This window comes from Peptoniphilus pacaensis (genome assembly GCF_900088125.1).
Classification (GTDB): Bacteria; Bacillota; Clostridia; order Tissierellales; family Peptoniphilaceae; genus Aedoeadaptatus; species Aedoeadaptatus pacaensis.
In genome coordinates this window covers 679,685-706,406 of record NZ_FLQT01000003.1, presented here as the reverse complement: position 1 = coordinate 706,406, position 26,722 = coordinate 679,685, and the positions used below count along the sequence as shown (strand labels likewise).

The window sequence follows — 26,722 nt, the reverse complement described above, 5'->3', positions numbered from 1 at the left end:
TGTAATCAAGGGAGCCTTTTTGCGTAGGCTTTACAGGAGTCCCGCGGCTTTCATCCAGGCGATGCCCACGGGGTAGGTGACGATGGCGAGGAGGAAGCTCGCCGTAATGATTTTCGATGCCAGGCGGTAGTTCGAGCCCATTTCCCGGGTGAAGATAAAGCAGTTCACGGCGCAGGGCGTGGCCCAAAAGACGTAGGCGATGCCCAGTTCCACCTTGCCCATGCCCATGGCCATGCCCAGGGGAATGAGGAGAAGGGGCACGACGATGTTTTTGATGCCGGCGGCGGCGAGGATCAGGGGCAGGTCGTCTTTCAGTGACGAAAAGTCCAGGCTGGCGCCGATGAGGATGAGGGACAGGGGCGTGGACAGCCGTGCGAGGAGCTCCATGCCGTCGGTGATGCCGCCGTAGACGGGGACGCGTAGGAAATGAAAGGCGAGGCCCGCCAATATGCCGATGATCATGGGATTTTTCAGCACCTTAATGGCGATGGCCGCGGGATCGATGCGGGCGCCGCTATCTTCGCCGTAGTATGTAAGGATGAAGATGGCCAAAATATTGTAGAGGGTGAGGCCGAAGGCGGTGACGATCATCACGTGCTCCGCCGACGGGGTGCCGAAGAGGGCGTCTAAAATGGGAAAGCCCACGTAGACGAAATTGGAGCGGTAGGCGCAGTGGACGAAGGCGGAAAGTTGTTTGCGGTCTTTTATAAAGAAGCGGGCGATAAACCAGGTGCCGAAGAAGATGATGCAGATCCCCGAGAGGATGTAGATCACATAGGGCAGGTGCAGGGTGTGGATGTCGGCGGTGCGCATGTCGTTAAAGAGTTTGAAGGGCAGGGCGATGTAGAAGACGAGCCAAGTGGCCTTTTTCACGAAGGCGTCGTCTAAAAAGCCCTTTTCTTTGGCCGCGTAGCCTGCGAAAAGGACGAAGAATATGGGAAAGATAATGTTGATGCCGAGTAGTAAATGTGTCATAAGAACCCCCTTTCGATTATAGGAGAATCTCGGGGAAATGTAAAATCCAGGCGCACGCCCTTGTTCCTCCCGGGCCCTTGTTTTATGATAGATGAAAGATCAGAGAAGGAAGGGTTTATTTTGAAAAAAAGTCGCAGGCTTTCGCCGGCCATGGTGTTCATTTTGATGTTCGGCATGGTCAGTTTGTTTTCGGACATGACTCACGAGGGAGCCGCCAGTATGCGGGGGGCCTATCTCTCGTTTCTCGGGGCGTCGGCGGCCACTATCGGCTTCGTGTCGGGCCTGGGCGAGCTGGTGGGCTATGCCATGCGCTACGTCTTCGGCGCCCTTACGGACAGGACGGGGAAGTATTGGCCCATGGTGATGATCGGCTATGTGCTGGATATCGCGGCGGTGCCCGCCCTGGCCCTCGTGGGCGAGCATGGCTGGGTGGCGGCATCGGCGCTACTCATCGTGCAGCGCATGGGCAAGGCCATTAAGAAGCCGGCGAAGGATACGATTATGTCTTTTGCCGCGAGCCGTGAAGGGGCGGGGAAGAGCTTCGCCATTCAGGAGGCGCTGGATCAAATCGGGGCCTTTCTGGGGCCGGTGCTGCTCTTTGCCGTCATGAGCGCGAAGTCGGGCATGCCTCAGGCGCAGCTTTATTCCGCGGCCTTCGCCGTTTTGGCCGTACCCGGCGCCGTGACCTTGATTTTGCTTTTAGTCACGAAGCGCAAATTCCCCAATCCGGAAGAATTCGAAGGGGGCAAGACGGTTTACGAGCCCATGAAGCTGAAGCGCTCCTTTAAAATTTACATGGCGGGGATCAGCCTCTTCGCCTTCGGCTTTATGGACTACGCCCTGATTCTGATGCACGTGACGAAGCACATGGCCCTTTACGGCGGCACCATCACCACGGGCAATCTGCCCCTCATTTACGCCGGGGCCATGTTGGTGGATGCCGCATCGGCCCTTGTCTTCGGGAGTCTCTTCGACAAGAAGGGCGTAGGGGCTTTGGTGGTCGCCACGGTGGTGGCGGCGCCTTTCGCCATCCTTGTCTTTTACGCCGAGAGCCTGCCCGTGCTTCTCACCGGCGTCGCCCTTTGGGGCGTGGGCATGGGGGCTCAGGAATCGGTGCTGAAGGCCGCCGTGGCCACCATGGTGGACAAATCCGCTCGAGCCACGGGCTACGGCCTCTTTGAATGCTCCTTCGGGATCTTTTGGTTCATGGGCAGCTGGCTCTTAGGCAGCCTCTACGACGTAAACCTGGGGCTGATGATCGCCGTTTCCGTGGCGGCACAGCTGGCCGCCGTACCCCTCTTTTATTTGGCGGGAAAGGCGATGGAACCTTCGGCGAAGGGGTAAAAATCACGTGATGAGAAATTTCGGAAAGGAGCACGACCATGGATAAATTGGCCATTCAGGATACTTACGGCGAGCGGTTTCAACACTGCTGGGGCTGCGGCCCGAAAAACGACGCGGGCCTGCACTTGAAATCTTACCCGGCGGGGGAGGAGTGCATCTGCACCTTGACGCCGGAGGGGGCATACACCGGCGGCGTGCCCCAAAATCTTTTCGGCGGCATGATCGCCATGCTCTTCGATTGCCACGGCACGGCATCGGCGGCGTATTTCAAGCATCGGGACAAGGGCCTGGAGCTTACGAAAGACACGGTCATCGGCCGCTTCATAACGGCGCATTTGGAAATCGACTTTAAAAAGCCCGTGCCCATGGAAAGTCCCGTGACCATTCGTGCCACGGCGGAGGAAATCGGCGAGCGAAAAGTGGTCGTCGCCATGGAAATGGAAGCGGCGGGAGAAGTGCGTGCCAAGGCGAAGATGGTGGCCGTGGCCGTGAAGGACAATATGTAGAAGGGATGAAGCATGAAAACATTGATTATCGTAGATGCACAGGTGGATTTTATTTCGGGCTCTTTGGCCTGTAAGGGAAGCGAGGCGGCCCTCGAGAATTTAGTGGAGCTGGTGGAATCCGATCCTGAGATGAAGGTGGTTTACACGGCGGATTGGCACAGCCCCGCCAACGGTAGTTTCGAAAAAAACGGCGGCATTTGGCCCGTGCACTGCGTGGAAAACACGGAAGGCGCCAGTCTTTACGAGGGCTTCTATAAGCTTTCCCGAGAAGACGCTCGCCCGAACGGCGCCAATGTCTTTAAGAAGGGCAAGCGGGACGATGTGGAAGAATACTCCGGCTGCAAGGGCACCAACGATGCCGGCGACGTGCTGGAAGATGCCGTGGGCGGGGAACTTTACGTGGCGGGCTTCGCCAGCGAATACTGCGTTCGGGAAACCTTGCTGGGACTTTTGGAGAAAGGGCACAAAGCCGCCCTCTACCTGCCCGGCGTCGCCTATGTGGACGAAAAAGACCACGAGAAAAACATCGCGGATTTGAAACAACGGAAAATTCCGGTTTTGGAAGACTGATTTCAGCTGAAAAACGCCGGGCACCGGCAACCCCATAAAGCATCCCGAGGGATGCTTTTCTTATGCAAAAAAGCAGTTCCCTGGAAGAGAACTGCTTTTCATCTTTCATAGAGATCCATATTTTTCAGCGCTTTAAGCTGATCTCGTCTTGCATAGATTAGATTCAAAACATAAACCTTTCCGGAGGCGGCGTCCGGTCGGTAGTAGATATAGAAATTCTTGAAAGCGATCCTGCGCACGCCTCTCGCGTGCCACGGTTCACGTTCCACCGGTGCCATGCTGTCTGCCATATAGGAAAGTTTTTCCATTTCCTTACGCAGAGATCGGATGTAATTTAAGGCAACCTCGGGCACCTGCAGAGTCTCGGCTATGTAATCTTTGATCTCGCGAAGGTCCGCTTCCGCATCCGGCGTAAGGATGATTTCATAGTTGTTCACTTTTGCAGGTCCTTTTCAAGTTCATCGAACACGTCCCCGAGGGGTCTGCCTTCGCCGCGGGTCGACTGAGCATAGCTGTGCTGAAGCATTTCGTCGAGGGCCGCATCCGACATGGTATCCATTGTTTTCGGTTCTGACGGAACAGTTAAGGGGAATGGAATGCCGTGACGATAAATGATTTGGCGGTACAGGGAATTAATGACGACAGAGACGGGAACGCCGAGCTGCTTTAGAATATCCTCCGCCTCATTTTTTATATTATTTTCAACGCGTGCGCTGACTGTGGAATCTTTCATATGAATGCACCTCCCGTTGCCTCTATTGTAATTCGATGTCTTACTGATTGCAATACATTAGGCGAGGCGTGTCTATAAATTTCATTTATTTTCGAAAAACAAATTTTGCTCGCCCTGGCGGATTCGGCAAAAGAGCGTAAAGGCCGGGGCCATGGGATATGAATAAACAGTGAGAGGGATGAAGGTGTGCGGAAGGGAGCGAAAGATGATTATCGGCGTCAGCGCCTGTTTATTGGGCGAGAATTGCAAGTACAACGGAGGAAACAATTATTCCGAAAGATTGCATGAATTTTTAAAGGGCCACAGCGTGGTGCCCATCTGCCCGGAAGTCATGGGCGGCCTGCCCACGCCGCGGGATCCCGCCGAAATTATTGATGGTGAGGTGCGGCAGAAAAACGGCCGCTCCGTAGACGAGGCATTCAGAAAAGGCGCCCGGGCGGCGCTGAAAAAAGTAAAGGATGCCGGCGCGGAGATGGTGATCCTTCAGTCCCGTAGCCCCTCTTGCGGCGTGAACGAAATCTACGATGGCAGCTTCACGGGCAGGCGGGTGAAGGGAAAAGGCGTCTTCGCCCGGTTGCTGGAAGAAGAAGGCATCCGGGCCGTGGATGTGGAAGATATATAATTTTGCGAATAAGACCTCCCGAGGCGGGATAAAGAATTCCGTCTGCGGGAGGTTTATGTATATTGACGACAACTTACACTAGTGGTATTCTTATTTAAAGGAATAAAGTGTAGATGTGTTATTTTCACACCGAATCCTTTGAATATTACAGAAAAGGAGAACGTCTTATGTTTAGCAGTTATTTTGAATCGACTCTGGGCAGAGCGAGCCTGATATCTCCCGAAGATACCTGGTCCTTACTATTCATTCTGCTCGTGTCCGTCAGCGCGGCAATTTTTCTGGAACAAAAATACCACTGGGCTTCTAAAATTTCGGGAGCGATCATCGCCCTGATCATCGCCCTGGTTCTTTCCAATCTTGCCATCCTCCCTACGAATAGCGTCCTCTACGATGATATTATTTGGGGCTATGCGGTTCCCCTGGGGATCCCCCTCTTGCTCCTGCAATGTAATATGACCAAGATTTGGCGCGAAACGGGCCGCATGTTGGTGGTCTTTTTAATCGGCGCCGTGGGAACGGTAGTCGGGGCGCTATTGGCCTTCACCTTATTGAAAGACATGGTACCCGATGCCGCCGGCGTAGCGGCCATGATGACCGGTTCTTATATCGGCGGGGGCGTCAACTTTGCCGCCTTGGCAGGTCAATTCGACGTGCCTTCCCAAACCATCGGCGCCACCACCGTGGCCGACAACCTGTTGATGGCCATCTACTTCTTCGTCCTGATCAGCATTGCGGGCCTCGCCGTATTCCGCAGAAACTTTCCCCACCCCTATATTGAAAAGGTGGAATCCCAAGGTTTAGGCGATGCGCAAACACAGGCCTCGGCCTACTGGTCTCGCAAGGACATTTCCCTGAAAGACATTGCCATGAACCTGGCCTACTCCGTGTCCGTAGTCTTTTTTGCCAAGCTTATCGGCGCGGGCCTGGGCAATGTGATTCCCACGGACTCCTCGGGTCTCGGAATGCTTAACACTTTCCTTTCCTCGGAATATGTTTGGATCACGACCATTTCTATGTTGGTGGCAACTTATGCGGAAGACAAGGTACAAAAATTAAACGGCTCCCAAGAAATCGGCACCTACTTTATCTATCTCTTCCTCTTCGTCATCGGGGTACCCGCATCCGTTATGCAAATCATCACCGAAGCGCCCGCCCTGTTCCTCTTTACCGCCCTTATGGTACTGGTCAATATGATCTTCTGCTTCCTTGGCGGCAAACTGTTGAAATTTGACCTGGAAGACTGCATCCTGGCATCCAACGCCAATATCGGCGGGCCGACCACGGCAGCCGGCATGGCCATCTCCCAAGGCTGGGCGGACCTCGTCGGTCCCACCATGCTCGTGGGCTCCTTGGGCTATGTTGTCGGAACCTATGCCGGTGTCATTATCGGAAGTATCTTAGGTGCTTAGGAAAGAGGTAAAAAATGGAACAATGGATCAATAAAAAAATCCCCGTCATCGACGATCCGCCGGTATACGAGGAAAGAGACTTTATCGACTCTCCCCTGGTGGAAGTAAAAGGGAGCGATAAGATCAAAATCGCCATGCAATACCCGGAGCTGGGCTTTAAAAACGGCGAAGCCCGCTGCTACTTGCGCAAAGAAGCGGCGGAAAAGCTGCAGGAAGCGGCGGCCCTCTTGCCCGACGGCTACGCCTTTTGCGTGTGGGACGCCTGGCGCCCCTTCGCCCTTCAGGAAGAACTCTACTACGCCTACAGAGAACAGATCATCGAAGAATTTAATTTGAAGGATCTGCCTGAAGCGGAAAGAGAAGCGGCCATCGGCGCCTACGTGGCCAATCCCATCCCCAATCACGACGTGCCCCCCTATCACACCACGGGCGGCGCCATCGACCTGACCATCACGGGTCCCAATGGAGAGCTTTTGGAAATGGGTACGGGCTTCGACGATTTTACCGACAAGACCCGCACCACCTACTTCGAAGACGAAGAAGGCGATGAGGCAGAAACCATTCGCAACAATCGCCGCCTGCTCTACCACATCATGACCTCCGTGGGCTTCTGTAACCTTCCTTCGGAATGGTGGCACTACTCCTACGGCGATCGCTCCTGGGGCTACCAAAACAAAGTGCCGGCACAGTACAGAGGCATCTTCTCCCTGGACGAGCAATAAAAAGAATAGCCTGAGAGGCAAAAAGGACCCTGAATTTTCGGGGTTCTTTTTTTGAAAAAATGCTTTCAACCGAACAACACAACTCATCTTTTCCCCATGAAAAAAGCGGCACCTGCGTGCCGTTTTTTTATTCATCCTCTTCTAAAAGGGCGAACCATTTTTCGTAGAGGGCGTTTAGTTTTTCCTGGGCATCGTCTCGCTTTTGGGACAGTTCCAGGGCCACGGTGTGGTCGTCGTAGGTGGCGGGGTCGGCCAGGGTCGCATCCATTTCTTCGATTTCAGTCTCCAGGGCGTGGATCTCAGCCTCGGTTTCCCGCAGGTCTTTTTTGCGCTTGCGGGCTTCTTTTTGTTCTTCCCGAGTTTTTTTCTTTTCCTTGACGATTTGGGTCTTGGTGATTTCCTCCTCGTCGTCTTCCACGGTGTGGGCGTCTTCCCATTTCTTCAGGAAGTAGCTGTAGTCGCCGTCCACCATAAAGGTGCCTTCGTCGGAGAGGCAGACGATTTTCGTCGTCACCCGGTCGAGGAAGTAGCGGTCGTGGCTAATGGTAAGGATGGTGCCGGTGTAGTCTTTCAGTGCCGCTTCCAGAGATTCCTTGCTCTCGATGTCCAGGTGGTTGGTGGGCTCGTCCAGGAGAAGGAAGTTGGCGCCGCTCAGCATGACGATGAGGAGGGACAGACGCCCTTTTTCGCCGCCGGACAGGTCGCCGATGCGCTTGTCCAAGTCGTCACCGGTAAAGAGGAAGCGGGCCAGGTAGGCGTGGATTTGGAAGCGGTCCAGCTTCGGGTAGCGATCCCAGAGCTCGTCGGCCACGGTTTTGTTTTCGTCCAGGGTCTTCATTTCCTGATCGAAGTAGGCGATGGTGACACCTTTGCCCAGCTGAATCTCGCCGGATGTGGCGGCGATTTCTTTCATAATGATTTTAAAGAGGGTACTTTTACCGATGCCGTTGGGGCCGATAAGGCCCACTCGCTCGCCTTTGTAGACGGGGAAGGTGACGTCGTCGAATAATTGTTTCGCGGGGAAGGATTTGGACAGGTGCTCCACGGCGAGGACGTCGCGGCCGCTTTCCGTGGCGGGGGCGAAGGTGAGGTGCATGGTCTTTTCGCCCCGCACATCTTCCAGCCGCTCCACTTTGTCCAGCTGTTTCTGCTTGCTTCGCGCGGCACGCACGCTTTTTTCCCGGTTCCAGGAGGCGTAGCGCCGGATCATTTCTTCCTGGCGCTTGATTTCTTTTTGCTGCATCAGGTAGGCGTGGCGCATCCGGTCTTCTTCTTCCCGTCTGCGGCGAATGAAGTTGGTGTAATTGCCCTGATAGCTCTTTACGCCGCCGTCTTTCAGAAAGAGGATGCGGTCCACAATGGCGTCGAGGAAGTAGCGGTCGTGGCTGATGACCACCACGGCGCCTTTAAAGGCCTTTAAAAATTTTTCCAGCCAGGCGATGGAGTCCATGTCCAAGTGGTTGGTGGGCTCGTCTAAGAGAAGGAGGTCGGGCTCGTGGAGCAGGAGTTTGGCCAGAGCCAGGCGGGATTTCTGTCCGCCGGAGAGGTTTTCCGCGGGCATGGCCATGTCTTCTTCGGAAAAGCCCAGGCCCCGCAGGGCGCCGGTGACGGCACTTTCACGGCTATAGCCGCCGCTTTTTTCGTAGCGGTCCACCAAGACCTGGTAGCGGGCGATGTGCTCGTTGAGTGCCTCGCCTTCCAAGTGGGCCATCTCCACTTCCATGGCGCGAATTTTTTCTTCCAGCTCGATCACCGCCTGAAAGGAGGCCATGCATTCTTCGTAAATGCTGGCACCCTTCGTTACCGAGGCGTGTTGGGCGAGATAGCCCACCTCCAGATCCTTGGTGGTGGCGATGCTGCCCCCGTCGGGGGTGAGTTCCCCCGCCAACATGGCCATAAGGGTGGTCTTGCCGCTGCCGTTGTTGCCGATGAGCCCGATTTTTTCTCCGGCTTCGATTAAAAAGCCCACGTCCTTTAAAATCGGGTCGATGTAAAAAGTTTTTTCCAAGCCTTGCGCCGATACGATTGCCAAAAGTCTCTCCTCCTTGCTAAAAATATCATAGCAGAAAAGGGCGGAGAGAAAAAGTCGGTAAAATAGTGGAATAAGGCTTTTCAAGATAAGAAATTTTCTGTATACTAAGACTAGGGTACTAGATAAATAAGTGTCATACTTTCGGGGAATGATACGTTGAAAGGTGATAATAGTGGCAATAAATAAAGGAAAAGTTTCGGAAACGGTCATTCGGAGACTTCCGAAATACCATAGATATCTGAGTGAGTTACAGGAAAAGGGCGAAGACCGCATCTCTTCTCAAGAGCTCAGCGACTTAACCGGCTTTACGGCGTCGCAAATTCGCCAGGACTTAAATAATTTCGGCGGCTTCGGTCAACAGGGCTACGGCTATAAGGTGGCCGTGTTGAAGAAGGAGCTGGAAAATATTTTGGGGATCCCCAAGATTTACAAGACCATATTGATCGGCGCCGGCCGCTTGGGCACGGTGGTGTGCAATTACAAGGGCTTTTTAGACAGCGGCTTTGAGATCGTCGCCATGTTCGATAAAAGCGAAGACGTCATCGGCAAGTCCGTGGGCAACCACGTGGTTCGTCCCGTAGATGAATTGGAAGGCTTCATGGAAGAACACGGGGAAGTGGAAGTCGCCATTTTAACCGTGCCGAAAGAAGGGGCCCAAGCCATCGCCGACCGCCTGGTGCGTGCAGGCATTCGCGGCATTTGGAATTTTGCACCGGAAGATTTGGAAGCGCCGGACAGCGTCGTCGTGGAAAACATCCGTCTGACGGACAGTCTGTTGACTTTAAGTTATTATCTGACGGAAAACAATCGCTAAGGGAAAAAACGAGGAGCGGGGAAACTCGCTCTTATTTTTATGAAAGGAGAGGCCATGTTCGATCCGGTCATGACATTGGAAAGCGGCCAGTTCCATCATTGGGAGCGACGGGGCGATTTGATCTGCGCCGTGAACGGCGACGACGCTTTTTTCCTGAAAGACGGCGCCCTCGCGGCCGGCGACGATAAGCGGGCGGCGATTTTTTTCGACGAAGGCTACGACTACGACCGGGCGGCGGAAATGGTGATGACCTCCGAGGATTTACAGGACCTCGCGCCCTATTTGCCCCTTCGGATTTTAAAGCAGGATCCTTGGGAAGCCGTGGTGGGCTATATTTTTTCATCAAACAATAATCTGCATCGCATAGGAAAGAGCGTGCGGGATCTGTCCCGGTCCTACGGCAAGAAGCTCGCCGAGCACGGCGGCCTCGAAGCCTACGCCCTGCCCGAGCCCGAGGTGCTGTGTAAGCTATCTAATGATGCCATGCGGGCATTGGGGGCGGGCTACAGGGACAAGTATTTAATCGAAACGGCCCGTCAGGTGGCGTCGGGGGAAGTGGATCTCGCCCGGCCCTACGAGCTGGATTATGCCGAGGCGAAGAAGTATCTTATGAAGCTTTCCGGCGTGGGGCCCAAGGTGGCAGATTGCATTTTGCTTTTCGGCTACGGAAAGAAAGATGCCTTTCCCGTGGACGTGTGGATCGAACGTGCCATGGCGCGCTTCGGCGATTTTTCCTCGCGACAGGCTGCGTCGGATTACGCCATTGAACGCTTCGGCGAAGACGCAGGATACATTCAGCAACTACTTTTTATGAACGAGCGGAGGAAGAAATGATCGGAGTCATTATCAATGCCCTGGCCATTGCCATCTTGACGGTATTGGGCAAATTCATAGGCAATCGAATACCATCGCGCGTTCAAGAACAGGTATTGATGGTAATTCCCTTGAGCGTGATGACCATGGGCATTCAAATGGCCTTAAAGGCCGATGAATTTATCATCGTCATGATGTCTCTTGCCATCGGCACGGGCATCGGCGCAGCCGTGGATATCGACGGTGCATTTAAGCGTTTCGGCGATAAAATCGACAGTCGTCTGGCGCAGCGCGCAGGCGGCGAGGCGACGGGAGAAGGCCCCATGACCGCCGCCGTCCAAGCGTCCATTTTATTTTGCGTCGGTTCCATGGCCATTATCGGCTCTATCGAGGCGGGGATGAACGGAAATCCCGAAACCTTAATGATCAAGAGCGTGCTGGACGGCATGACCTCATTGGTCTTCGGCTCCACCCTGGGCATCGGCGTCGCCCTATCGGCGATTCCCACCTTCTTGTACGAAAGCGCCCTGGTCCTTATGGCCGGCTTTTTAGAACCTTATATCAGCGAAATTTTACTCGCCGATCTAACCTCCGTCGGGGGCATTATGATTCTCGCCATCGGCTTTGGCATTCTAGACATTAAAGATCTGAAAGTCGCCAATATGTTGCCGGCCTTTGTCATCGTGATTCTCATTCACGCCTTGATGGGGCTGTTTATGTAAGGAAAAGGACGAAAAAATTCATAAAAAAATCGAGCACATGGCTCGATTTCCTCACATGCGGGTCCCGGGACCCGTTTTATTTTTCGTCGTAATAAAAATGCTTGCTGTTGTAGTAATCCAGGCACCGTACAAATTCATGGATGGTGGCGAAGTCTTCCTCATTGGGATGAAGATACTTCCCTCGGTTTCTGATCAATTGATCGTTTACCACCGTCACCTCGGGCAGCTCCGAATTGATGATCTGCATATACCTCGGGCCCGTCCATCCAAGATAATGAAAGGCGTAGTTCAATAAATATTGGGGCGAGAGATCGGGGCCTTCGCCGACGAAATCCTTGCCGGTACTCGCCTTCAGGGCGCTGTTGGCCCATACAATATAGGGAGTGCGGCAGCGATTCAAATAGCCGTTCAATTGGTCGGTACCGACGTCGATGCCCAGGTCCTTATAGGAGCCGTCGGTCTCCTGTCCCAAGGCGGGATTGTGATCGCCGAATACGATTAAAAGCGTGGGGGATTTGTCTTCGTCCAGGCGCTCCAAGAGGTATTTCAATGCGTCGCCGCTGTCCTTAATTCCGTGAAGGTAATTGTTTATTTGATTGTGATTGGCATCGCTTGAAAAAAGATTGCGGGGAAGATAGACGCTCTCGGCGGCATCGGGATCGTAGGGGCCGTGGTTTTGCATGGTTACCGTAAAATTAAAATAGGGTGCGGCGGCTTTCTTGTCCAGAGCCAGCAGGTGATCGTACAATTTGCGGTCGGGGAAGTAGCCGTCGCCGTCGTCGTAGTTCTTAAAATAATTTTCCATGTAGTAAAACTTGTCGAAGCCCAATTTCGGATTGACGTTTCGCCGATTGTAAAAGGCGCCGTCGTGAGGGTGCATGGCCAAAGTAGTGTAGCCTTGGCTTTTAAAGTAGTGGACGTAACTGTTGAAGGGGCTGTAGTACCTGGCGTAGTAACTGCAGCCGTTTAAAAAATAGCGCTCCACATAGGCGGTGCCGCCGCCGAACATATTGTTTACGATTTTTCCGTGAATGCTGTTTTTTTGAATCGCGTGGAAACTTTCGTAGGGATCCTTCTCGAAGGGAAGGCCGAAGTCGGAAAAGTCGTTAAAGCTTTCCAGCATAACGGCCACCACATTGATCTTCTGATCTGCGGGAATGGGGGCGTCGTCGTAAGCCTTCCAAATTTTTTCCACGGCCGCCTCATCGTAATTATTCGGGGGCTGTATGAACACATCCCGGGCGGAATAGATGAAAGCATAGATCATGCCGTGGCCCTTAGCATCTTCCACCTCCACCCATTCGTTAAAGTAGGGGGCCCGGTGAGAGGCGTAGGTCGTTTCGGACAAGAGCAGAGGCTTGGATGCCGCCATTAAAAGCAGAACCGGCACCACTCCCAAGATGCCATAGACCGGGGGTAGGCGACGGCGCCTGAGAAAGGAGAGAAAGACGACGACGGCAAGCATCAACAAGACGGCGGGAATGAAGTAAGGGGGCATAAGAGGGCTGAATTGATTGGCCATCATCTTTGCGCCCTCGCGAGCCAGGAGCAAATCGGAAAATTTAAAATTTTCGTAGCGGTAATGCAATTTCGAGGCCTGCACCACTCCCATCAAGGCGACGATGAGAAAAACCGCCGCGGCGCTGCGGGACGTGCGACCCAAGGCGAAGTAAAAAAACAGAGTCAAGAGGAAAAGGGGGATGAAATTACATAAAAGGATGGTGGGCTCCAAGAAATAAAGGATGAGCACACCAAGGGACGCATCCGAGCCCGTAAAGGTAAAGGACAGGATCAGGGCCACACCTGCGACGAGAAAAAGAAGGATGAGATCGATGAGCATATCCTTCGGGGAAAACTTCATAGGGACCTCCGAAATAGTAAACAGTTATTTGCTTCATTATATCAGCTGTTTCGGAAAAAAGAATGAGGGGGAGGAAAGCAAAAAAAGAGAGAGACTTAATCGTCTCTCTCTTTTAATATGGCCTTGTGGGCTTTCAGGCTTTTGGGGATGTCTAAGATGCGTTGGTTTTCGCTGCCGCGGAAGGCGAGTTTTAAATTTTTCTTCGCCTCCACAAAGGGGCCGTCGACGAGGACGTCGCAGGCTTCGAGCAGCTCTGTCTTTTCGGGATCGGCGAGGATCTCTTCAAAGGTGTCGCCGGAGTAAATCCACACGGAGGTCGGGATTTCTTTTTTCACATCCGCCAATACCTTGCGTAGCCACGTGTTTTCCATGGGTTCGCCGCCGAGAAGGGTGAGGCCCGAGACTTCCGGGCGGCTTAAATACTTGATCAATGTTTTCGTCGTCTCCTCGGTCCAAGGCTCGCCGTAGCTCGGGTCTTGGTAGAGCTCGTTGAAACAGTTTTTGCATTTGCGGCTGCAGCCGGTGACGAAGACCGACACGCGAATGCCCGGGCCGTTTGCCACGTCCAAGGGCCGAATTTGTGCGTAGTGGCCGTAGTTCATCTTAAATGTGCAGGACGCGGGCGTCGATTTCTTTGGTGCGGCCTTCGTTCCAGAAGTTTTCTCCTAAATAGCCGCAGGTTCTGCGAATGACCGTGAGCTTGGCGCGGTCTTTGTTTCCGCATTGGGGGCACTCCCAGTCGCCGTCCTCGTTCACGGTGATTTCGCCGTCGAAGCCGCATTCGTGGCAGTAGTCGGATTTCGTATTAAATTCCGCATAGGAGATGTGATCGTAAATGTAGCCGATCATGGTCATCACCGCGTCGATATTGTTGTTCATGTTGGGAATTTCCACGTAGCTGATGCAGCCGCCGGTGGAGATTTTTTGGAATTCGCTTTCGAAATCGAATTTGTCGAAGGCGTTGATCTCTTCCCGCACGTCCACGTGGTAGCTGTTGGTGTAGTAGCCCTTGTCCGTAATGTCTTCGATGTCGCCGAAGGTGGCTTTATCGATGGAGCAGAAGCGGTGAGTCAAAGATTCCGCCGGGGTGCCGTAAAGGGCGAAGCCCAGGCCGGTTTCCGCCTTCCAGCGGTCCACGGCATCTCGCATGGTGTGCATGACGCGCATGGCGAAGGCGTGGCCTTCTTTCGTGGTGTGGGACGTGCCCATGACGCATTTCGTGGCCTCGTAAAGACCGATGTAGCCCAAGGACAGGGTGGAGTAGCCGCCTTCCAGATAGTCGGCGATTTTTTCGCCGGGTTCCAGGCGGGCGATGGCGCCGTCTTGCCAGTGGATGGGGGAGACATCGCTGGTCACTTCCTTCAGGCGCTCGTAGCGAATCAACAGGGCTTTCTTCACCAGTTCCAGACGCTTGTTCAGGAGCTCGAAGTAGGCGTCTTCGTCGTGGCCGGCCAAAATGCCGATTTGGGCCAGGTTCACGCTGACTACGCCCATATTAAAGCGGCCGTCGAATTTGTAATTGCCTTCTTCGTCTTTCCAGGGGGAAAGGAAGGAGCGGCAGCCCATGGGGGAGAAGACATTGCCTTCGTAGATTTCCTTCATCTTTTTGGCGGAAATGTAGTCGGGATACATGCGCTTGGCCGTGCAGGTGGCGGCGAGGCGGGTGAGGTAGTAGTAGGGGCTGTCTTTGTGCATATTATGCTCGTCCAAGACATAGATCAACTTCGGGAAGGCCGGCGTGACCTTCACCCCTTGTTTGTTTTTAATGCCGTCGATCCGTTGGCGAAGAATTTCTTCCGTAATCAGGGAGGCCTCGTAGGCGTATTCGCTTTCGGGATCGAAGTACATAAACAGGGTGACGAAGGGCGCCTGACCATTGGTGGTCATGAGGGTGTTGATTTGGTATTGAATGGTTTGTACGCCCGATTTAATTTCCCGCTTCGTGCGCTTCCATGCCACTTTTTCCGCCATGGCCATGTCGGCGGTTTCCATGCCGTAAATGTCCAGCTGCTCGGAAATGGAGGCGCTTAAATATTTTTCGTAGCTCTTCCGTACGTAGGGGGCCAAAATGCGGTCGATGCCGTTAATGGATTGGCCGCCGAATTGGCCGGAAGCCACTTGGGCGATGATTTGCGTGGTAATGGTGCACGCCGTTTGGAAACTTCTCGGCGATTCGATCATTTTGCCGTTGACCACCGTGCCGTTTTTCAGCATGTCTTCCAGATTGATCAAACAGCAGTTGAACATGGGCTGAATGTAGTAGTCCATGTCGTGAACGTGAATGGCGCCGGAGTCGTGGGCGGTGACGATGTCCGTGGGCAGGATGCGGCGGCGGGCGATGTCTTTGGAGACTTCCCCGGCGATGAGATCCCGTTGGGTGGAGACCACCACGGCGTTTTTGTTGGAGTTTTCATCCATTAAGTCCGCGTCGGAATAAGTCAACAGACTTTCGATGGAGGAGTCCGTGGAGTTGTTTTCCCGCTTAAAGGATTGCACCGAGCGGTAGGACTCGTAGGCTTTCGCCGTGGCGATATTGTTCTTTTCGATTAGCTTTTCGAAGACCCGCTTTTCCACTTGAAGCACGGTGGAAGGCAAGTCGTGATGTAAAATTTCATCTTCGATTTCCTTCGCCACCATGTCCGCTTGATTTTCCACGAAGTAGCCCGTAGGCGAGTGCATGGCCTTTTCAATGGCCACGACGATTTTTGATCCGTCGAAATCCGCGGCCTCGCCGTTTCTCTTAATAATACGTAAGTTGCTCATCTCTTCCTCCAAAAACATTTCTTCTATTACACCCCGAAGGGAATTCTCACAAAGAAATCGAAGCCAGCGCTTCGAATGGTTCGATTATACTATATCTTGGTAAAAAATGGAAGAACTTCTTAAAAAAATATCTATATGTAGTGGCACAGCGGGAAGGGCTTGATTCAGCGGATAGGCGAGGGGCGGGGGCTTTCCTCGGAAATATTGCGGCGAAAGAGTTTACAAGTTGGGAAAGTGTGGTATCATATTAGGGAGAGCTGGCACTCATCGAGTGCAAGTGCTAATAAAAATTTCAGGAGGCACATCATGAGCATTAAACCATTAGGTGAACGTGTTGTAATTCAAAAAATAGAAAAAGAAAACGTCACGGCCAGCGGCATCGTCTTGCCGGATTCCGCCAAGGAAGAATCCAATGTGGCCACGGTTCTCGCCGTGAGCGAAGAGCTGAAACATTCCGAAGAGATCCACTGCGACGTCAGTGAAGGCGACAAGGTCATTTACAGTAAATACGCAGGCAATGAAGTGGAAGTGGACGGGGAAAAAGTCATCGTCTTAAAATACCAAGACCTGCTCGCCAAATTAAACTAAGTTTACTAATAAATAGAAAGTAGGAGATACTATGGCAAAAGATTTAAAATTCAGCGCAGACGCCCGGGAAGGTCTCGTCGGCGGCATTAACAAATTGGCAGATACGGTGAAGGTAACCTTGGGACCCAAGGGCAGAAACGTCGTCCTGGACAAGGAATTCGGCGCACCCCTCATTACCAACGACGGCGTCACCATCGCCCGCGAAATCGAATTGGAAGACCGTTTCGAAAACATGGGCGCTCAACTGGTGAAAGAAGTGGCCACGAAGACCAACGACGTGGCCGGCGACGGCACCACCACCGCCACCCTTCTCGCCCAAGCCATTATTCGCGAAGGCTTGAAGAATTTGGCCGCCGGCGCCAATCCCATGGTCCTTCAAAAGGGCATTAAAAAAGCCGTGGACGCCATTGTGGACGAATTAAAGAAATTCTCCGTCCCCGTGGATGATTCCGCCGCCATCGCCAATGTAGCGGCCATTTCCGCCGCCGACGAACGCATCGGCGAGCTCATCGCCGAAGCCATGGAAAAAGTGGGCAAAGACGGCGTCATCACCGTGGAAGAAAGCCGTTCCATGGGCACCCAATTGGATGTCGTGGAAGGGATGCAATTCGACCGCGGCTACCTGAGCCCCTACATGGTCACCGATCCCGAAAAGCGCGTGGCCGAGCTGGAAGATCCCTACATCTTAATTACGGATAAGAAGATCAGCAATATTCAAGACATTCTTCCCGTCTTGGAACAAGTGCTTCAAGAATCCCGTCCCGTCCTCTTAATCGCAGACGACATCGAAGGGGAAGCCCTGGCGACCTTAGTGGTCAATAAATTGCGCGGCACCTTAAACGTCGTCGGCGTGAAGGCACCGGGCTACGGCGACAGAAGAAAAGACATGCTCCAAGACATCGCCATTTTAACCGGCGGCACGGTGATCACCGAAGACCTGGGCTTGGACATTAAGGAAGCCACTGTGGACATGCTGGGCCGGGCACAAAAGGTTCGCGTGGAAAAAGACAAGACCGTCATCGTCAGCGGCGCCGGCGAACGAGATGCCATCGACGATCGCATCGGCCAAATCCGTGCCCAAATCGAAGAAACGGAAAGCGAATTCGACCGCGAAAAATTACAAGAACGCCTGGCAAAACTTTCCGGCGGCGTCGCCGTGATTCAAGTGGGCGCAGCGACGGAAATCGAACTCAAAGAACGCAAGCTCCGCATCGAAGACGCCTTGGCAGCCACTCGGGCAGCCGTGGAAGAAGGCATCGTCCCCGGCGGCGGCGTGGTCCTCGTGGACTGCATCGGCTGCGTAGAAGCTTTGGCAGAGGCCGGCGAAGGCGACGAAAAGACCGGCATGATGATTATCCTCCGTGCACTGGAAGAGCCCCTTCGTCAAATCGCGGAAAACGCCGGTGCCGAAGGCTCCGTTATCGTGGAACACGTGAAGGGCGAAAAACCCGGCGTGGGCTACGACGCTTACCACGGCAAGTACGTGAACATGATCGAAGCCGGCATCGTGGATCCCACCAAGGTCACGAGAAGCGCCCTGCAAAACGCAGCCAGCGTGGCCAGCATGCTTCTCACCACCGAAGCCGCTGTGGCCACCATTAAAGAAGACATGCCCGATTTAGGCGCAGCCGGCATGGGCGGCGGCATGGGCATGATGTAATCAAATAAAAAAAGCCCCTTGAAAAAGGGATAGGATCAATGAAAGGAATCGAGCGAGCCCGTGCTTGCCCGGTTCCTTTTTTACATAGAAACTTGCCGCAAAAAAAGATAGACAGATTTTCGCCCCTGCTGTAAAATAAAACCTTCCGAAAATTAAGAAGCAAAGGAGAATTCTATGGAAGCAATAAAAAAAGGGCAGCCGCCGAAGCGCCTACAGGTGTTTAACGGCGCCCAATTAAAATACATGGCCTTTCTGTCCATGCTCTTGGACCACGTGAACAATTCTATGATCACGCCCTATTTAGACGGCAAAGGCCCCCTGCTCCATGTGAGCAATCTGTTGAGCATTTTAGGCCGCGTGGCCTTTCCCCTGTTTATGTTTTTCCTCGTGGAAGGCTTTTTCAAGACCCGCTCTCGAAAAAAATACCTGATCAATCTATTGATCTTCGGTATTTTGTCGGAAGTGCCCTTCGATCTCTTTACCTCCCGGGAACTTTTCAACAAAAACTGGAACAATATGATGTTCACCTTGGCCCTGTCCTTGGCCACCATTTGGATCGTGGACGAAATGAAGGGCAGGCTCGCGAAAAAATCCAAGGCCCTGTGGTACGGAGCGTCCTTCGTTATCGTGGCCGCCATGTGCGCCGTGGCCATGTTTTTCAGTTTGGACTACGACTACCACGCCATTATCGTCGCCTATCTGTTTTATATTTTCTATGAAAAGCCCCTTTACGGCGCGGCACTGGGCTATCTGTCCATTATAAAAGAGCTCTATTCCGTGCTTGGCTTTGCCGCCACCCTCACCTACAACGGCGAGCGGGGCAAGCAGTACAAATGGCTGAACTACGCCTTCTACCCGGTGCATCTTTTGATCCTGGGCCTCCTTCGTGTGGCGCTGAAGATTTAAGGGGGAGAAGCAGTTAGATCAAATGATCGTAAATCCATTTTTGCCACTGTGCTTCTTTCAAGGAAGAATCTGCAATGCCTAAAATAACGCGTATCAGCTCTTCCTGGGAGTAGCTGACGGAGAATCCGTTTATCTCAAGCAAAACGAGAGTCACGTGAGCGCCGATTCGTTTGTTGCCGTCGACAAAAGGATGATACTTTACCAACGAATAACCTAGATGTGCCACCTTTTTTATCGTATCGGGATAGAGATCTTTCCCTTCAAAGGTTTGAAAGGGTGAAGCGAGACAAAGGTCCAATAGAAACTCATCCCTAACACCCTGCGAACCGCCGAACGACCGTATCAAAGATTCGTGAAGGCGTATCAGTTGCTCTTTATCGATCTTAATCATTTAGCCAATTCCTCGTAAGCGTGACAGTTTTTCTTTATCAGTCTTTCCGAAATGGCATCGATGCTTTCGTCGTCGGCCGTGGCCGCGCTTTCAAAGTCTTCATACTTCATGAGGACATAGGTGGGGCGATTGTTTTTTAAGATTAGAGCCGAGCCCGCCTCGTCGACGAGTCGAGTCACTTTTGAAAAGTTTTGATTGGCCTCTGTCATGGAAATCAGATTTTTTGCATTGATCATCATCATAATCCCTCCTAATGAGATTATACCACGGCATAGGATGAATTTATCCTATAATGTTGCATCGACGCAACTTTTTTTCATTCCCTTGTAAGAAAAATTGCGTCAACGCAACACCATCCCAAGCATGTCTTGGGATTTTTTTATTGCTTATGAAAAATTCCTTCCGTTCTTCACTGCTTTTCTCTGCTCAAGCGGTTATAATGGTGGCATAGGTTCTTCGGATTAAAAGGGAAGTTGCTTGCGGCACGCGGTCCCGCCACTGTAAAGGCCGAGACGCCCATTCACTTCACGGGAAGGATGGAGCGTCGCTCGAGGTCAGAAGCCAGGATACCTGCCTATGGAAAAAATTTCTTCACGAGGTATGGAGTGGTCCATACAAGATAGGAGGTCTTTATGAAAAAGATTCTGAACGTCTTGTTGCTCGCGGCATTGATGCTTTTAACCGCCTGTGGCGGAGGAGACAATGTCGCCAAGAACGAAAACAATCAAGCCCCGGCCAATGCAAGTGCCGAGACGGAAGCGAAGGACGATTATTATCCCGTCACCATCGACACGGTGGACGCCCAGGGCAATCCCATTCAGGAAACCTTTGAAAAGGAACCGGAGCGGGTGGTGGCCGTGTATCAATCGGCCATCGAAAACATGTTGGCTCTCGGTCTCGAGGACAAAATGGTTCTCGCCGCCCAATTGGACATCGACGTCAAGGACGAATACAAGGACGCCTTCAGCAAGGTGGAATACGTGAAAGACGCGCCGTCGAAGGAAGCGGTCATCGCCGCCAAGCCGGACTTTATTATTTCCTGGTCCTCTTACTTCGGCGATAAAACCTTGGGCGATGTGAAAGAGTGGCAGGACAAGGGCGTCAACACCTTTATTCTGAAAAACAGCGGCGCCGTGGAAGTGGACAGCTTGGAAAATGAATACGACGATCTTATTAATCTGGGTAAGATCTTCAATAAAGAAAAAGAAGCGGAAGCCATCGTTCAATCCATGAAGGATCGCCTGGCGGAAACGGAAAAACTTCGCGAAGGCAAGGAGCCGGTGAAGGCGGCGATTTTGGAAATCGAAGACGACAATCTCTTCAGAAACTACGGCGCGAAAACCGTGGGCGGCGAAATCGCCGAAAAAGCCGGCGCCAAGCTGGTCATGGACGAAGACCGCTTCGGCTCCGAAGCCCTGCTCGCCAAGGATCCCGACGTGATCTTCGTGGTCTATTACGGCGACGAGAAGGTCGAGGACGCTGAGTTGGATCGCTTTAAATCCCTGCCCGCCTTAAAGGGCCTCTCCGCCATTAAAAACGATCGGGTCTATCCCATCAGTTTGTCGGAAGTTTACGCATCCGGCGTGCGCACCGCCGACGGCATCGAAACCATGATTAAGGGCCTCTATCCCGAATCATGAAGCGATCGGCGATTTATGTAGGGCTCATTCTCTTTTTCGTCGCATCCATTGTCGGCGGCCTGTATTTGGGCTATGCGGATCTGAGCCTCGGTGACATCCTCGGCGCATTATCCCGCGGCATGGCCGGGAAGGGCGGGGACGATGTGGCCTATGCCATCGTCATGAACATTCGCCTGCCCCGGGTGCTTCTCGCCATCTTAACCGGCGTAGCTCTCGCTGTCTCCGGCCTCATTATGCAGGCGGTGGTGGGCAACCCCATTGCCGATCCCTATATTTTGGGGATCTCCTCGGGGGCCTCACTGGGCGCCACCCTGGCCATCGTCACCGGCGTGATGAGCGCCTTGGGCTCTGTGGCCGTGGGGCTCAGCGCCTTTCTCTTCGCCCTGTTAACTTCCGTGGGCGTCATGATCCTTTCCCGCCTGGGGGGCCGCGCCACATCGGAGCGGCTCATCCTTTCGGGCCTGGTCCTTTCCGCCGCCACATCCAGCGTCGCCACCCTCTTGGTCTACACGGCGAAAAACCGCGACGCCATTCGGGAAGTGAATTTCTGGCTTATGGGCTCTTTATCCGGGGCGAAGATGAGCCAGATCGCGGTGATCGGGCCGATTATTATCGCCCTCTGCCTTTTTCTTTCCGTGCAGAGCCGCAATTTAAATCTGCTCCTCTTGGGCGACGAGGTGGCATATACCTTGGGAAAGGACTTGGCCAAGCTGAGGAGCGCCTATATTGTGGTGGTGTCTCTCCTCGTGGGCCTCGTGGTTTACACCTCGGGCACCATCGGCTTCGTGGGGCTTATCGTGCCTCACATGGCCCGCTTTCTCTTGGGCACTAATCACCGCCACCTGATTCCCGGCACCGTCCTCTTGGGGGCGAGTCTGCTCCTTTGGGCCGACGTGGCGGCCAGGAACGCCCTTCCCGCCGGGGAACTGCCCACCGGCGTCGTCGTATCCGTGGTGGGGGCGCCTCTCTTCGTCTATCTCATCGTGAAAAACAGCAGGGAGGCGAGATCATGATTCGCGCGGAAAATCTCTCCGTCACCTACGGCAAGAAAGAGGTGGTGCGGGATCTGTCCCTCACCGTCGCCGACGGGGAACTGGTGGCGCTTATCGGGCCCAACGGCTCGGGCAAGAGCAGCTTCTTAAAAGCCCTGGCGCGAATTCTGCCCTACGAGGGGAAAATTTTTCTCGACGGCAAAGACATTCACGCCATGCACCGAAGGGACTACGCCAAGCGCCTGGCCATGGTGGGCCAGTTTAACGATATGGCCTTCGACATGACCGTCATGGACATGGTGCTGATGGGGCGCACGCCCTATAAGTCCCTGTTGGAAAGGGACACAAAGGAAGACCGGGCCATGGCCATGGAAGCCCTGGCCTCCGTGGGCATGGAAAGCTACGCCCCCCGCTCTCTGCGGGAACTGTCCGGCGGGGAAAAGCAGCGGGCGGTGCTGGCCCGGGCCCTGGTGCAGCAGACCGACCATCTGCTTTTAGATGAAGCCACCAATCACCTGGATATCTACTACCAGTTGAAGCTCCTCTCCACGGTGGAAGCGGGCTCTCTCACCGTGGTGGCGGCCCTTCACGACATGAACCTGGCCCTGGCCTACGGCGACCGCATCGTGGCCCTGAAAGAAGGGCGGATTCTCTTCGACGAGGCGCCGGATGATGTGACCCCCGCCATGATCGAAGCCCTTTACGATACGCCCTGCACCATTCACCGAGCCGACGGCCGGCCCGTGGCGGTGTTTAAAAAGCCGTAAATTATTTTTTTTAGAGTGTTTGTATTTTTCAGGGGGGGTATAATAGAAGCAAGAAAAGTTTTACCACAGAACAAATCGACGCAGCACTCTGCGAAAGGGAGGAATATTATGAACAAACAAGCCAATATGAAAATGGCGGCCTACGCCCTGATCGTGGGCGTGGTAGCGGCCCTGCTCAGAAATTTTATGAAGCCGAACATTCCCGACAACATCTCTCTGATCATCGGGGGCGTCCTCGTGGTCATCGCCCTGGGCATCGCCGTGCTGGAAGTAAAAAACAAAACCGGCCTTTTTTACGCCTACGGAGAAAACTGGAAGGGCGATTTTCTCGCCAACAGCGGCTCCATCGCAGGCGTCGCCTGCTTCTTTTTACACACGGCGAAGTTAAACGGCTTTGTCTGTGCCCCGGTCTTGGCGGCGGTGCTCTTTGCCCTTCGCCAAATTTACGGAAAATCCCTTAGCCATAACTGATGTCATCACCAAAAGAACTCGGCGCGACCGGGTTCTTTTTTTGTGCCCTTTGTGCCGAAAGGTTTTCACGAAGAGAAAGGCGCGCCCCGGTCGGAGGAGGGAAGGGGAAGGCATCATAGAATTATTTTGACTTAAGAAGGGCGGTTAAAAAAGCTTCGGAAAGTGTTTGTTAGTTTACATTGCAAGCCCTAAGATATATAATAGTTTTCGCAAGAACAGGTACTATCGAAAGGAGTTTATGGTGCGACATCAAGCTGAACAATTACTTTCTTTAATGAAAGAACGCGGGATAGACGTTTACATCGTACCGTCCGAAGACTTTCACCAAAGTGAATACGTGGGCGAATACTTTAAGGCACGGGGCTTCGTGTCCGGCTTCACGGGAAGCGCTGGCACGGTCGTAGCCACCGCCGACGAAGTTTGCCTCTGGACCGACGGACGCTACTTCCTCCAAGGCGAGGCGCAATTAAAGGGCAGCGGCATTAAGCTGCAAAAAATGTTCCAACCCGGCGTGCCTTCCGTTGAGGAATACATCGAAGCGAAACTTCCCGAAGGCGGCACCCTGGGCTTTGACGGCAGAACCATTTCCGTTTCCGACGGCGCCGGCTACGAAGCGATTTGCGAAAAGAAAAGCGCCTCCATCGTCTACAATATGGACCTGGTCGGCGAATTCTGGACCGATCGTCCGCCGCTTTCCGAAAAGCCGGCCTTTAAATTAGACGAAGCCATTACCGGCGAAAGCGCCGAATCGAAACTCGCCCGCATTCGCAAGGTCATGAAAGACAAGGGCTGCGACACCCACATCATCGCCTCCTTAGACGACGTATGCTGGACACTGAATCTGCGCGGCGACGACATTTTATACTCGCCCATCCTTCTGTGCTACGCCATCATCACCTTAGACGGCGTCACCCTCTTTATGGACGAGGCGAAATTAAGCGACGAAATCAAGGCCGATCTGAAGGCACTGAACGTCACCCTGCGTCCCTACAACGCCATTTACGAAGACGTAAAGAAGATTACGGGCAAGCACATCCTCCTGGATCCCACGAAGATGAACTACGCCCTTCGCGAAAATATTCCCGACAGCAATGTGCTGGTGGAAGCACCGAATCCTTCCATTTTAATGAAGGCCATGAAAAACGACGTGGAAGTCAAGAACATGGCCATCGCCCATGTCAAAGACGGCATTGCATGGACCAAATTCATGCACTGGCTGAAGAAAAACATCGGCAAGGAAGAAATCACCGAAATCGGTGCGTCGGATAAATTGGAAGACTTCCGCAAGGAACAAGAAGGCTATATGTGGCCCTCCTTTGCGCCCATCAGCGGTTACGGCGAACACGCCGCCATCGTCCACTACGAAGCCGACGAAGAGAGCGACATTCCCTTGGAAGCCAAAGGCCTCTACCTTTCCGACACGGGATCGAACTTCGCCGAAGGCTCCACGGACATTACCCGTACCATCGCATTAGGCGAATTGACCGACGAAGAAATCTACCACTTCACCTTGGTCTTAAAGAGCCACTTGGCCCTGGCCATGGCAAAATTCCCCTACGGCGCCCACGGTTACTCCCTGGACTATGCCGCAAGAAAGCCTTTCTGGGACGAGCATTTAGACTTTAACCACGGCACCGGTCACGGCATCGGCCAGCTGTTAAATATTCACGAAGGCCCCACGGGCTTCCGCTACAAAATTAATGTGGCGAAAAACGAACACCATCAAATCGAACCCGGCATGATTATCACCGACGAGCCCGGCATCTACATCGCCGGCAAGCACGGCATCCGTTTGGAAAACTGCCTGGTAGTTAAAGAAGCGGAAGAAAACGAATACGGCAAATGGCTGTATATGGAACCCCTTACCCTGGTTCCCTTCGACACCGACGCCGTGGACTTCTCCCTCTTAGACAACAAGGAAATCGCGTACTTGAACGAGTACAACAAACTTGTTTTCAAGACCATTTCTCCTCACTTGACCGATGAGGAAGTCGAATGGCTGAAAAAATATACAAAGGAAATTTAGGAGGAAATTATGGAAGCTAAAAACAAAATGCCTTTCGGTTTTTACATTGTCTCCCTCGGTTTCTCCATGGAACGTTTTGCGTTTTATTCCGCAAAATGGTTGATGACGGTAATGGTTGCAGCCGCCGTCGTCGATGGAGGCCTTGGTTTGAGTGATGCCGATGCGGCAAAAATCAGTGCGAACTTAGTCGCTATGACCTACATCGCACCTTTAATCGGTTCGATTATCTCCGACCGTTTCATCGGTGCAAGATACTTGATCCCCGTAGGGATGGCCCTTATGGGCGCCGGTTACTTAATCGGATGGAAAGCCGACAATGTTGCAATGATCAATATGATGATTCTCGTCGTCTCCATCGGTACCGGTTTGTTTAAACCCCAATCCAACGCCATTACCGGCCGTCTCTTCGACGACCCGAAGATTTTGGATACAGCCTTCTCAACGCAATACTCATTCGTTAATATCGGCTCATTTATCGGGACGACGATTATCGGCGTTCTGGCACTGAGCAAAGGCTACTCCTTCTGCTTCTTGGTTTGCGGTATTATCATGTTCGTTAACGCCATTTGGTTTATCTGGGGCTGGCGCTTCTTAGGCGACGCCGGTAAGAAACCCTTCAAGGTCGACGAACGGAAAGCCCTTGGCGAAGAAGCTGAAAAGAAAGAAGAAAAACGCCCCTTAACCAGCATCGAAAAGAAACGTGTCGGCGCGATTATTCTCGTCTCCGCTTTCTCCACCATCTTCTGGTTATTCTGGTACCTGGCATACATGCCCGTATACTTCCACTGGGCCGGTGACAACCCGGCAGCCAACTGGATGATCGGCAACTTCGAAGTGCCCACCGCATGGTTCGACTCTTTGAACGCCCTCTGCTGTATCACCATGGGTCCCCTCTTAGGTATGTTCTGGGCAAAACGCGCCAGAAGCCCCAAGGGCGACTTCAATATGTTCCAAAAGACATCCTTCGGTATGTTGCTGTTAGGCCTGGCCTACATCATCTTTGCCGTCGCCGATATCGCTCGCGGCGAAAGCCTCGCCAGCCTAGGTTGGTTAGTTGCCTTCGGTATCACCCTGTCCTTAGGCGAAATGGTCTTCTCGCCCCTCGGAAACTCCTTTATCTCTAAGTTTGCTCCGGCACGACTTCTTTCGGTCATGATGAGTGTTTGGACCTTGGCGATCTTCGTTTCCGCAAAAACTTACGGCAATCTTTACGAATTCACCTTGCAATTCGACTTTGCAAAAACCTACTTCATCATCGCCGGCATCGCTATTGCCTGCGGCATCATTCTCTTTGCACTGAGCCCGAAATTAAACGGCCTCGTCGCAGAAGATGCAGAAGAAGAATAAGCACGCTGTACCCTTTAAATAATGTACGCTATCCCTATTAGTTGAAAG

Annotated in this window: 27 protein-coding genes and 1 riboswitch; of the genes, 18 read left to right on the top strand and 9 right to left on the bottom strand. The window is 53.0% G+C overall.

Features of this window, described 5'->3' with window-relative positions:
- Window positions 1–30: 30 nt before the first annotated feature.
- Entirely contained in the window at window positions 31–975 is a 945-nt protein-coding gene (locus tag BN7444_RS03345; protein WP_068455734.1) for an AEC family transporter, read from the bottom strand.
- Window positions 976–1,095: 120 nt separating this feature from the next.
- Between BN7444_RS03345 and BN7444_RS03340 the strand changes: the two genes are divergently transcribed.
- The 3 genes from BN7444_RS03340 to BN7444_RS03330 are packed head-to-tail and all read left to right on the top strand — an operon-like array spanning window position 1,096 to window position 3,395.
- Window positions 1,096–2,319 (top strand): MFS transporter, encoded by a 1,224-nt coding sequence (locus tag BN7444_RS03340; RefSeq protein ID WP_068455731.1) that lies wholly within the window; start codon window positions 1,096–1,098, stop codon window positions 2,317–2,319.
- 38 nt (window positions 2,320–2,357) lie between these two features.
- Window positions 2,358–2,825: a hotdog domain-containing protein gene (locus tag BN7444_RS03335; protein WP_068455728.1), complete on the top strand. Its 468-nt coding sequence runs from the start codon at window positions 2,358–2,360 to the stop codon at window positions 2,823–2,825.
- Between the two features lie 12 nt (window positions 2,826–2,837).
- On the top strand, window positions 2,838–3,395 hold the full coding sequence (locus BN7444_RS03330; RefSeq protein ID WP_068455725.1) for an isochorismatase family protein: 558 nt from the start codon (window positions 2,838–2,840) through the stop codon (window positions 3,393–3,395).
- Between the two features lie 98 nt (window positions 3,396–3,493).
- Here the strand turns inward: BN7444_RS03330 and BN7444_RS03325 are convergent, their stop codons facing one another.
- Together BN7444_RS03325 and BN7444_RS03320 are read right to left on the bottom strand one after the other, a co-directional pair.
- Window positions 3,494–3,832, bottom strand: a complete 339-nt coding sequence (locus tag BN7444_RS03325; RefSeq protein WP_068455723.1) for a type II toxin-antitoxin system RelE/ParE family toxin — start codon at window positions 3,830–3,832, stop codon at window positions 3,494–3,496.
- Entirely contained in the window at window positions 3,829–4,128 is a 300-nt protein-coding gene (locus BN7444_RS03320; protein WP_068455720.1) for a type II toxin-antitoxin system RelB/DinJ family antitoxin, read from the bottom strand. The genes BN7444_RS03325 and BN7444_RS03320 overlap by 4 nt, the downstream gene beginning before the upstream one ends.
- A gap of 205 nt (window positions 4,129–4,333) precedes the next feature.
- Here BN7444_RS03320 and BN7444_RS03315 point away from each other — a divergent pair, with 205 nt between their 5' ends.
- The 3 genes from BN7444_RS03315 (at window position 4,334) to BN7444_RS03305 (ending at window position 6,881) form a co-directional block, all read left to right on the top strand.
- On the top strand, window positions 4,334–4,750 hold the full coding sequence (locus BN7444_RS03315; RefSeq protein WP_068455717.1) for a 2-thiouracil desulfurase family protein: 417 nt from the start codon (window positions 4,334–4,336) through the stop codon (window positions 4,748–4,750).
- Between the two features lie 167 nt (window positions 4,751–4,917).
- Complete coding sequence (locus BN7444_RS03310) at window positions 4,918–6,159, top strand: DUF819 family protein (protein ID WP_068455715.1); 1,242 nt, start codon at window positions 4,918–4,920, stop codon at window positions 6,157–6,159.
- 14 nt (window positions 6,160–6,173) lie between these two features.
- Complete coding sequence (locus tag BN7444_RS03305; RefSeq protein WP_068455712.1) at window positions 6,174–6,881, top strand: M15 family metallopeptidase; 708 nt, start codon at window positions 6,174–6,176, stop codon at window positions 6,879–6,881.
- A gap of 127 nt (window positions 6,882–7,008) precedes the next feature.
- Here the strand turns inward: BN7444_RS03305 and BN7444_RS03300 are convergent, their stop codons facing one another.
- Complete coding sequence (locus BN7444_RS03300) at window positions 7,009–8,913, bottom strand: ABC-F family ATP-binding cassette domain-containing protein (RefSeq protein ID WP_068455709.1); 1,905 nt, start codon at window positions 8,911–8,913, stop codon at window positions 7,009–7,011.
- Between the two features lie 172 nt (window positions 8,914–9,085).
- Between BN7444_RS03300 and BN7444_RS03295 the strand changes: the two genes are divergently transcribed.
- From BN7444_RS03295 to BN7444_RS03285, 3 genes are read left to right on the top strand one after another with little or no spacing between them, the layout of a single operon-like run.
- On the top strand, window positions 9,086–9,727 hold the full coding sequence (locus tag BN7444_RS03295; RefSeq protein ID WP_135122018.1) for a redox-sensing transcriptional repressor Rex: 642 nt from the start codon (window positions 9,086–9,088) through the stop codon (window positions 9,725–9,727).
- Between the two features lie 54 nt (window positions 9,728–9,781).
- Window positions 9,782–10,561, top strand: a complete 780-nt coding sequence (locus tag BN7444_RS03290) for a DNA-3-methyladenine glycosylase family protein (RefSeq protein ID WP_068455706.1) — start codon at window positions 9,782–9,784, stop codon at window positions 10,559–10,561.
- Entirely contained in the window at window positions 10,558–11,262 is a 705-nt protein-coding gene (locus BN7444_RS03285; RefSeq protein ID WP_068455704.1) for a DUF554 domain-containing protein, read from the top strand. Before BN7444_RS03290 ends, BN7444_RS03285 begins: the two co-directional genes overlap by 4 nt.
- A gap of 76 nt (window positions 11,263–11,338) precedes the next feature.
- On the opposite strand, the gene BN7444_RS03280 is transcribed toward BN7444_RS03285, so the two are convergent.
- The 3 genes from BN7444_RS03280 to nrdD all read right to left on the bottom strand — a co-directional run bounded on the left by BN7444_RS03280 (window position 11,339) and on the right by nrdD (window position 15,886).
- A complete protein-coding gene (locus BN7444_RS03280; RefSeq protein ID WP_068455701.1) occupies window positions 11,339–13,123 on the bottom strand; it encodes an LTA synthase family protein in 1,785 nt (594 codons plus the stop codon).
- 95 nt (window positions 13,124–13,218) lie between these two features.
- The gene (gene nrdG, locus BN7444_RS03275) at window positions 13,219–13,725 is read right to left on the bottom strand and encodes an anaerobic ribonucleoside-triphosphate reductase activating protein (RefSeq protein ID WP_068455698.1); all 507 of its coding nucleotides are present in this window, start codon (window positions 13,723–13,725) and stop codon (window positions 13,219–13,221) included.
- A gap of 1 nt (window position 13,726) precedes the next feature.
- Window positions 13,727–15,886: an anaerobic ribonucleoside-triphosphate reductase gene (gene nrdD / locus BN7444_RS03270; protein WP_068455696.1), complete on the bottom strand. Its 2,160-nt coding sequence runs from the start codon at window positions 15,884–15,886 to the stop codon at window positions 13,727–13,729.
- A gap of 306 nt (window positions 15,887–16,192) precedes the next feature.
- On the opposite strand from nrdD, the gene BN7444_RS03265 reads away from it, so the two are divergent.
- The 3 genes from BN7444_RS03265 to BN7444_RS03255 all read left to right on the top strand — a co-directional run bounded on the left by BN7444_RS03265 (window position 16,193) and on the right by BN7444_RS03255 (window position 19,040).
- A complete protein-coding gene (locus BN7444_RS03265; RefSeq protein WP_068455693.1) occupies window positions 16,193–16,474 on the top strand; it encodes a co-chaperone GroES in 282 nt (93 codons plus the stop codon).
- A 31-nt stretch (window positions 16,475–16,505) separates the two neighbouring features.
- A complete protein-coding gene (groL, locus tag BN7444_RS03260; RefSeq protein ID WP_068455690.1) occupies window positions 16,506–18,134 on the top strand; it encodes a chaperonin GroEL in 1,629 nt (542 codons plus the stop codon).
- 174 nt (window positions 18,135–18,308) lie between these two features.
- Window positions 18,309–19,040 carry a TraX family protein gene (locus BN7444_RS03255; RefSeq protein ID WP_068455687.1) on the top strand — a complete coding sequence of 244 codons (732 nt, stop codon included), beginning with the start codon at window positions 18,309–18,311 and terminating at the stop codon, window positions 19,038–19,040.
- 13 nt (window positions 19,041–19,053) lie between these two features.
- Here the strand turns inward: BN7444_RS03255 and BN7444_RS03250 are convergent, their stop codons facing one another.
- Together BN7444_RS03250 and BN7444_RS03245 are read right to left on the bottom strand one after the other, a co-directional pair.
- The gene (locus BN7444_RS03250) at window positions 19,054–19,431 is read right to left on the bottom strand and encodes a type II toxin-antitoxin system death-on-curing family toxin (protein WP_068455684.1); all 378 of its coding nucleotides are present in this window, start codon (window positions 19,429–19,431) and stop codon (window positions 19,054–19,056) included.
- Complete coding sequence (locus BN7444_RS03245) at window positions 19,428–19,673, bottom strand: type II toxin-antitoxin system Phd/YefM family antitoxin (RefSeq protein WP_245654187.1); 246 nt, start codon at window positions 19,671–19,673, stop codon at window positions 19,428–19,430. Before BN7444_RS03245 ends, BN7444_RS03250 begins: the two co-directional genes overlap by 4 nt.
- A gap of 190 nt (window positions 19,674–19,863) precedes the next feature.
- Window positions 19,864–20,023: riboswitch (cobalamin riboswitch) on the top strand.
- 40 nt (window positions 20,024–20,063) lie between these two features.
- On the opposite strand from BN7444_RS03245, the gene BN7444_RS03240 reads away from it, so the two are divergent.
- The 6 genes from BN7444_RS03240 (at window position 20,064) to BN7444_RS03215 (ending at window position 26,674) form a co-directional block, all read left to right on the top strand.
- Window positions 20,064–21,071 (top strand): ABC transporter substrate-binding protein, encoded by a 1,008-nt coding sequence (locus BN7444_RS03240; protein ID WP_068455681.1) that lies wholly within the window; start codon window positions 20,064–20,066, stop codon window positions 21,069–21,071.
- Window positions 21,068–22,084 carry a FecCD family ABC transporter permease gene (locus BN7444_RS03235; RefSeq protein WP_068455678.1) on the top strand — a complete coding sequence of 339 codons (1,017 nt, stop codon included), beginning with the start codon at window positions 21,068–21,070 and terminating at the stop codon, window positions 22,082–22,084. The genes BN7444_RS03240 and BN7444_RS03235 overlap by 4 nt, the downstream gene beginning before the upstream one ends.
- Window positions 22,081–22,830, top strand: coding sequence for an ABC transporter ATP-binding protein (locus BN7444_RS03230; protein WP_082941242.1), 750 nt, complete (start codon window positions 22,081–22,083; stop codon window positions 22,828–22,830). The genes BN7444_RS03235 and BN7444_RS03230 overlap by 4 nt, the downstream gene beginning before the upstream one ends.
- A gap of 108 nt (window positions 22,831–22,938) precedes the next feature.
- A complete protein-coding gene (locus tag BN7444_RS03225) occupies window positions 22,939–23,301 on the top strand; it encodes a hypothetical protein (protein WP_068455676.1) in 363 nt (120 codons plus the stop codon).
- A gap of 238 nt (window positions 23,302–23,539) precedes the next feature.
- Window positions 23,540–25,327 carry an aminopeptidase P family protein gene (locus BN7444_RS03220; protein ID WP_068455672.1) on the top strand — a complete coding sequence of 596 codons (1,788 nt, stop codon included), beginning with the start codon at window positions 23,540–23,542 and terminating at the stop codon, window positions 25,325–25,327.
- A gap of 9 nt (window positions 25,328–25,336) precedes the next feature.
- On the top strand, window positions 25,337–26,674 hold the full coding sequence (locus BN7444_RS03215; RefSeq protein ID WP_068455670.1) for a peptide MFS transporter: 1,338 nt from the start codon (window positions 25,337–25,339) through the stop codon (window positions 26,672–26,674).
- The last annotated feature ends 48 nt before the right edge of the window (window positions 26,675–26,722 follow it).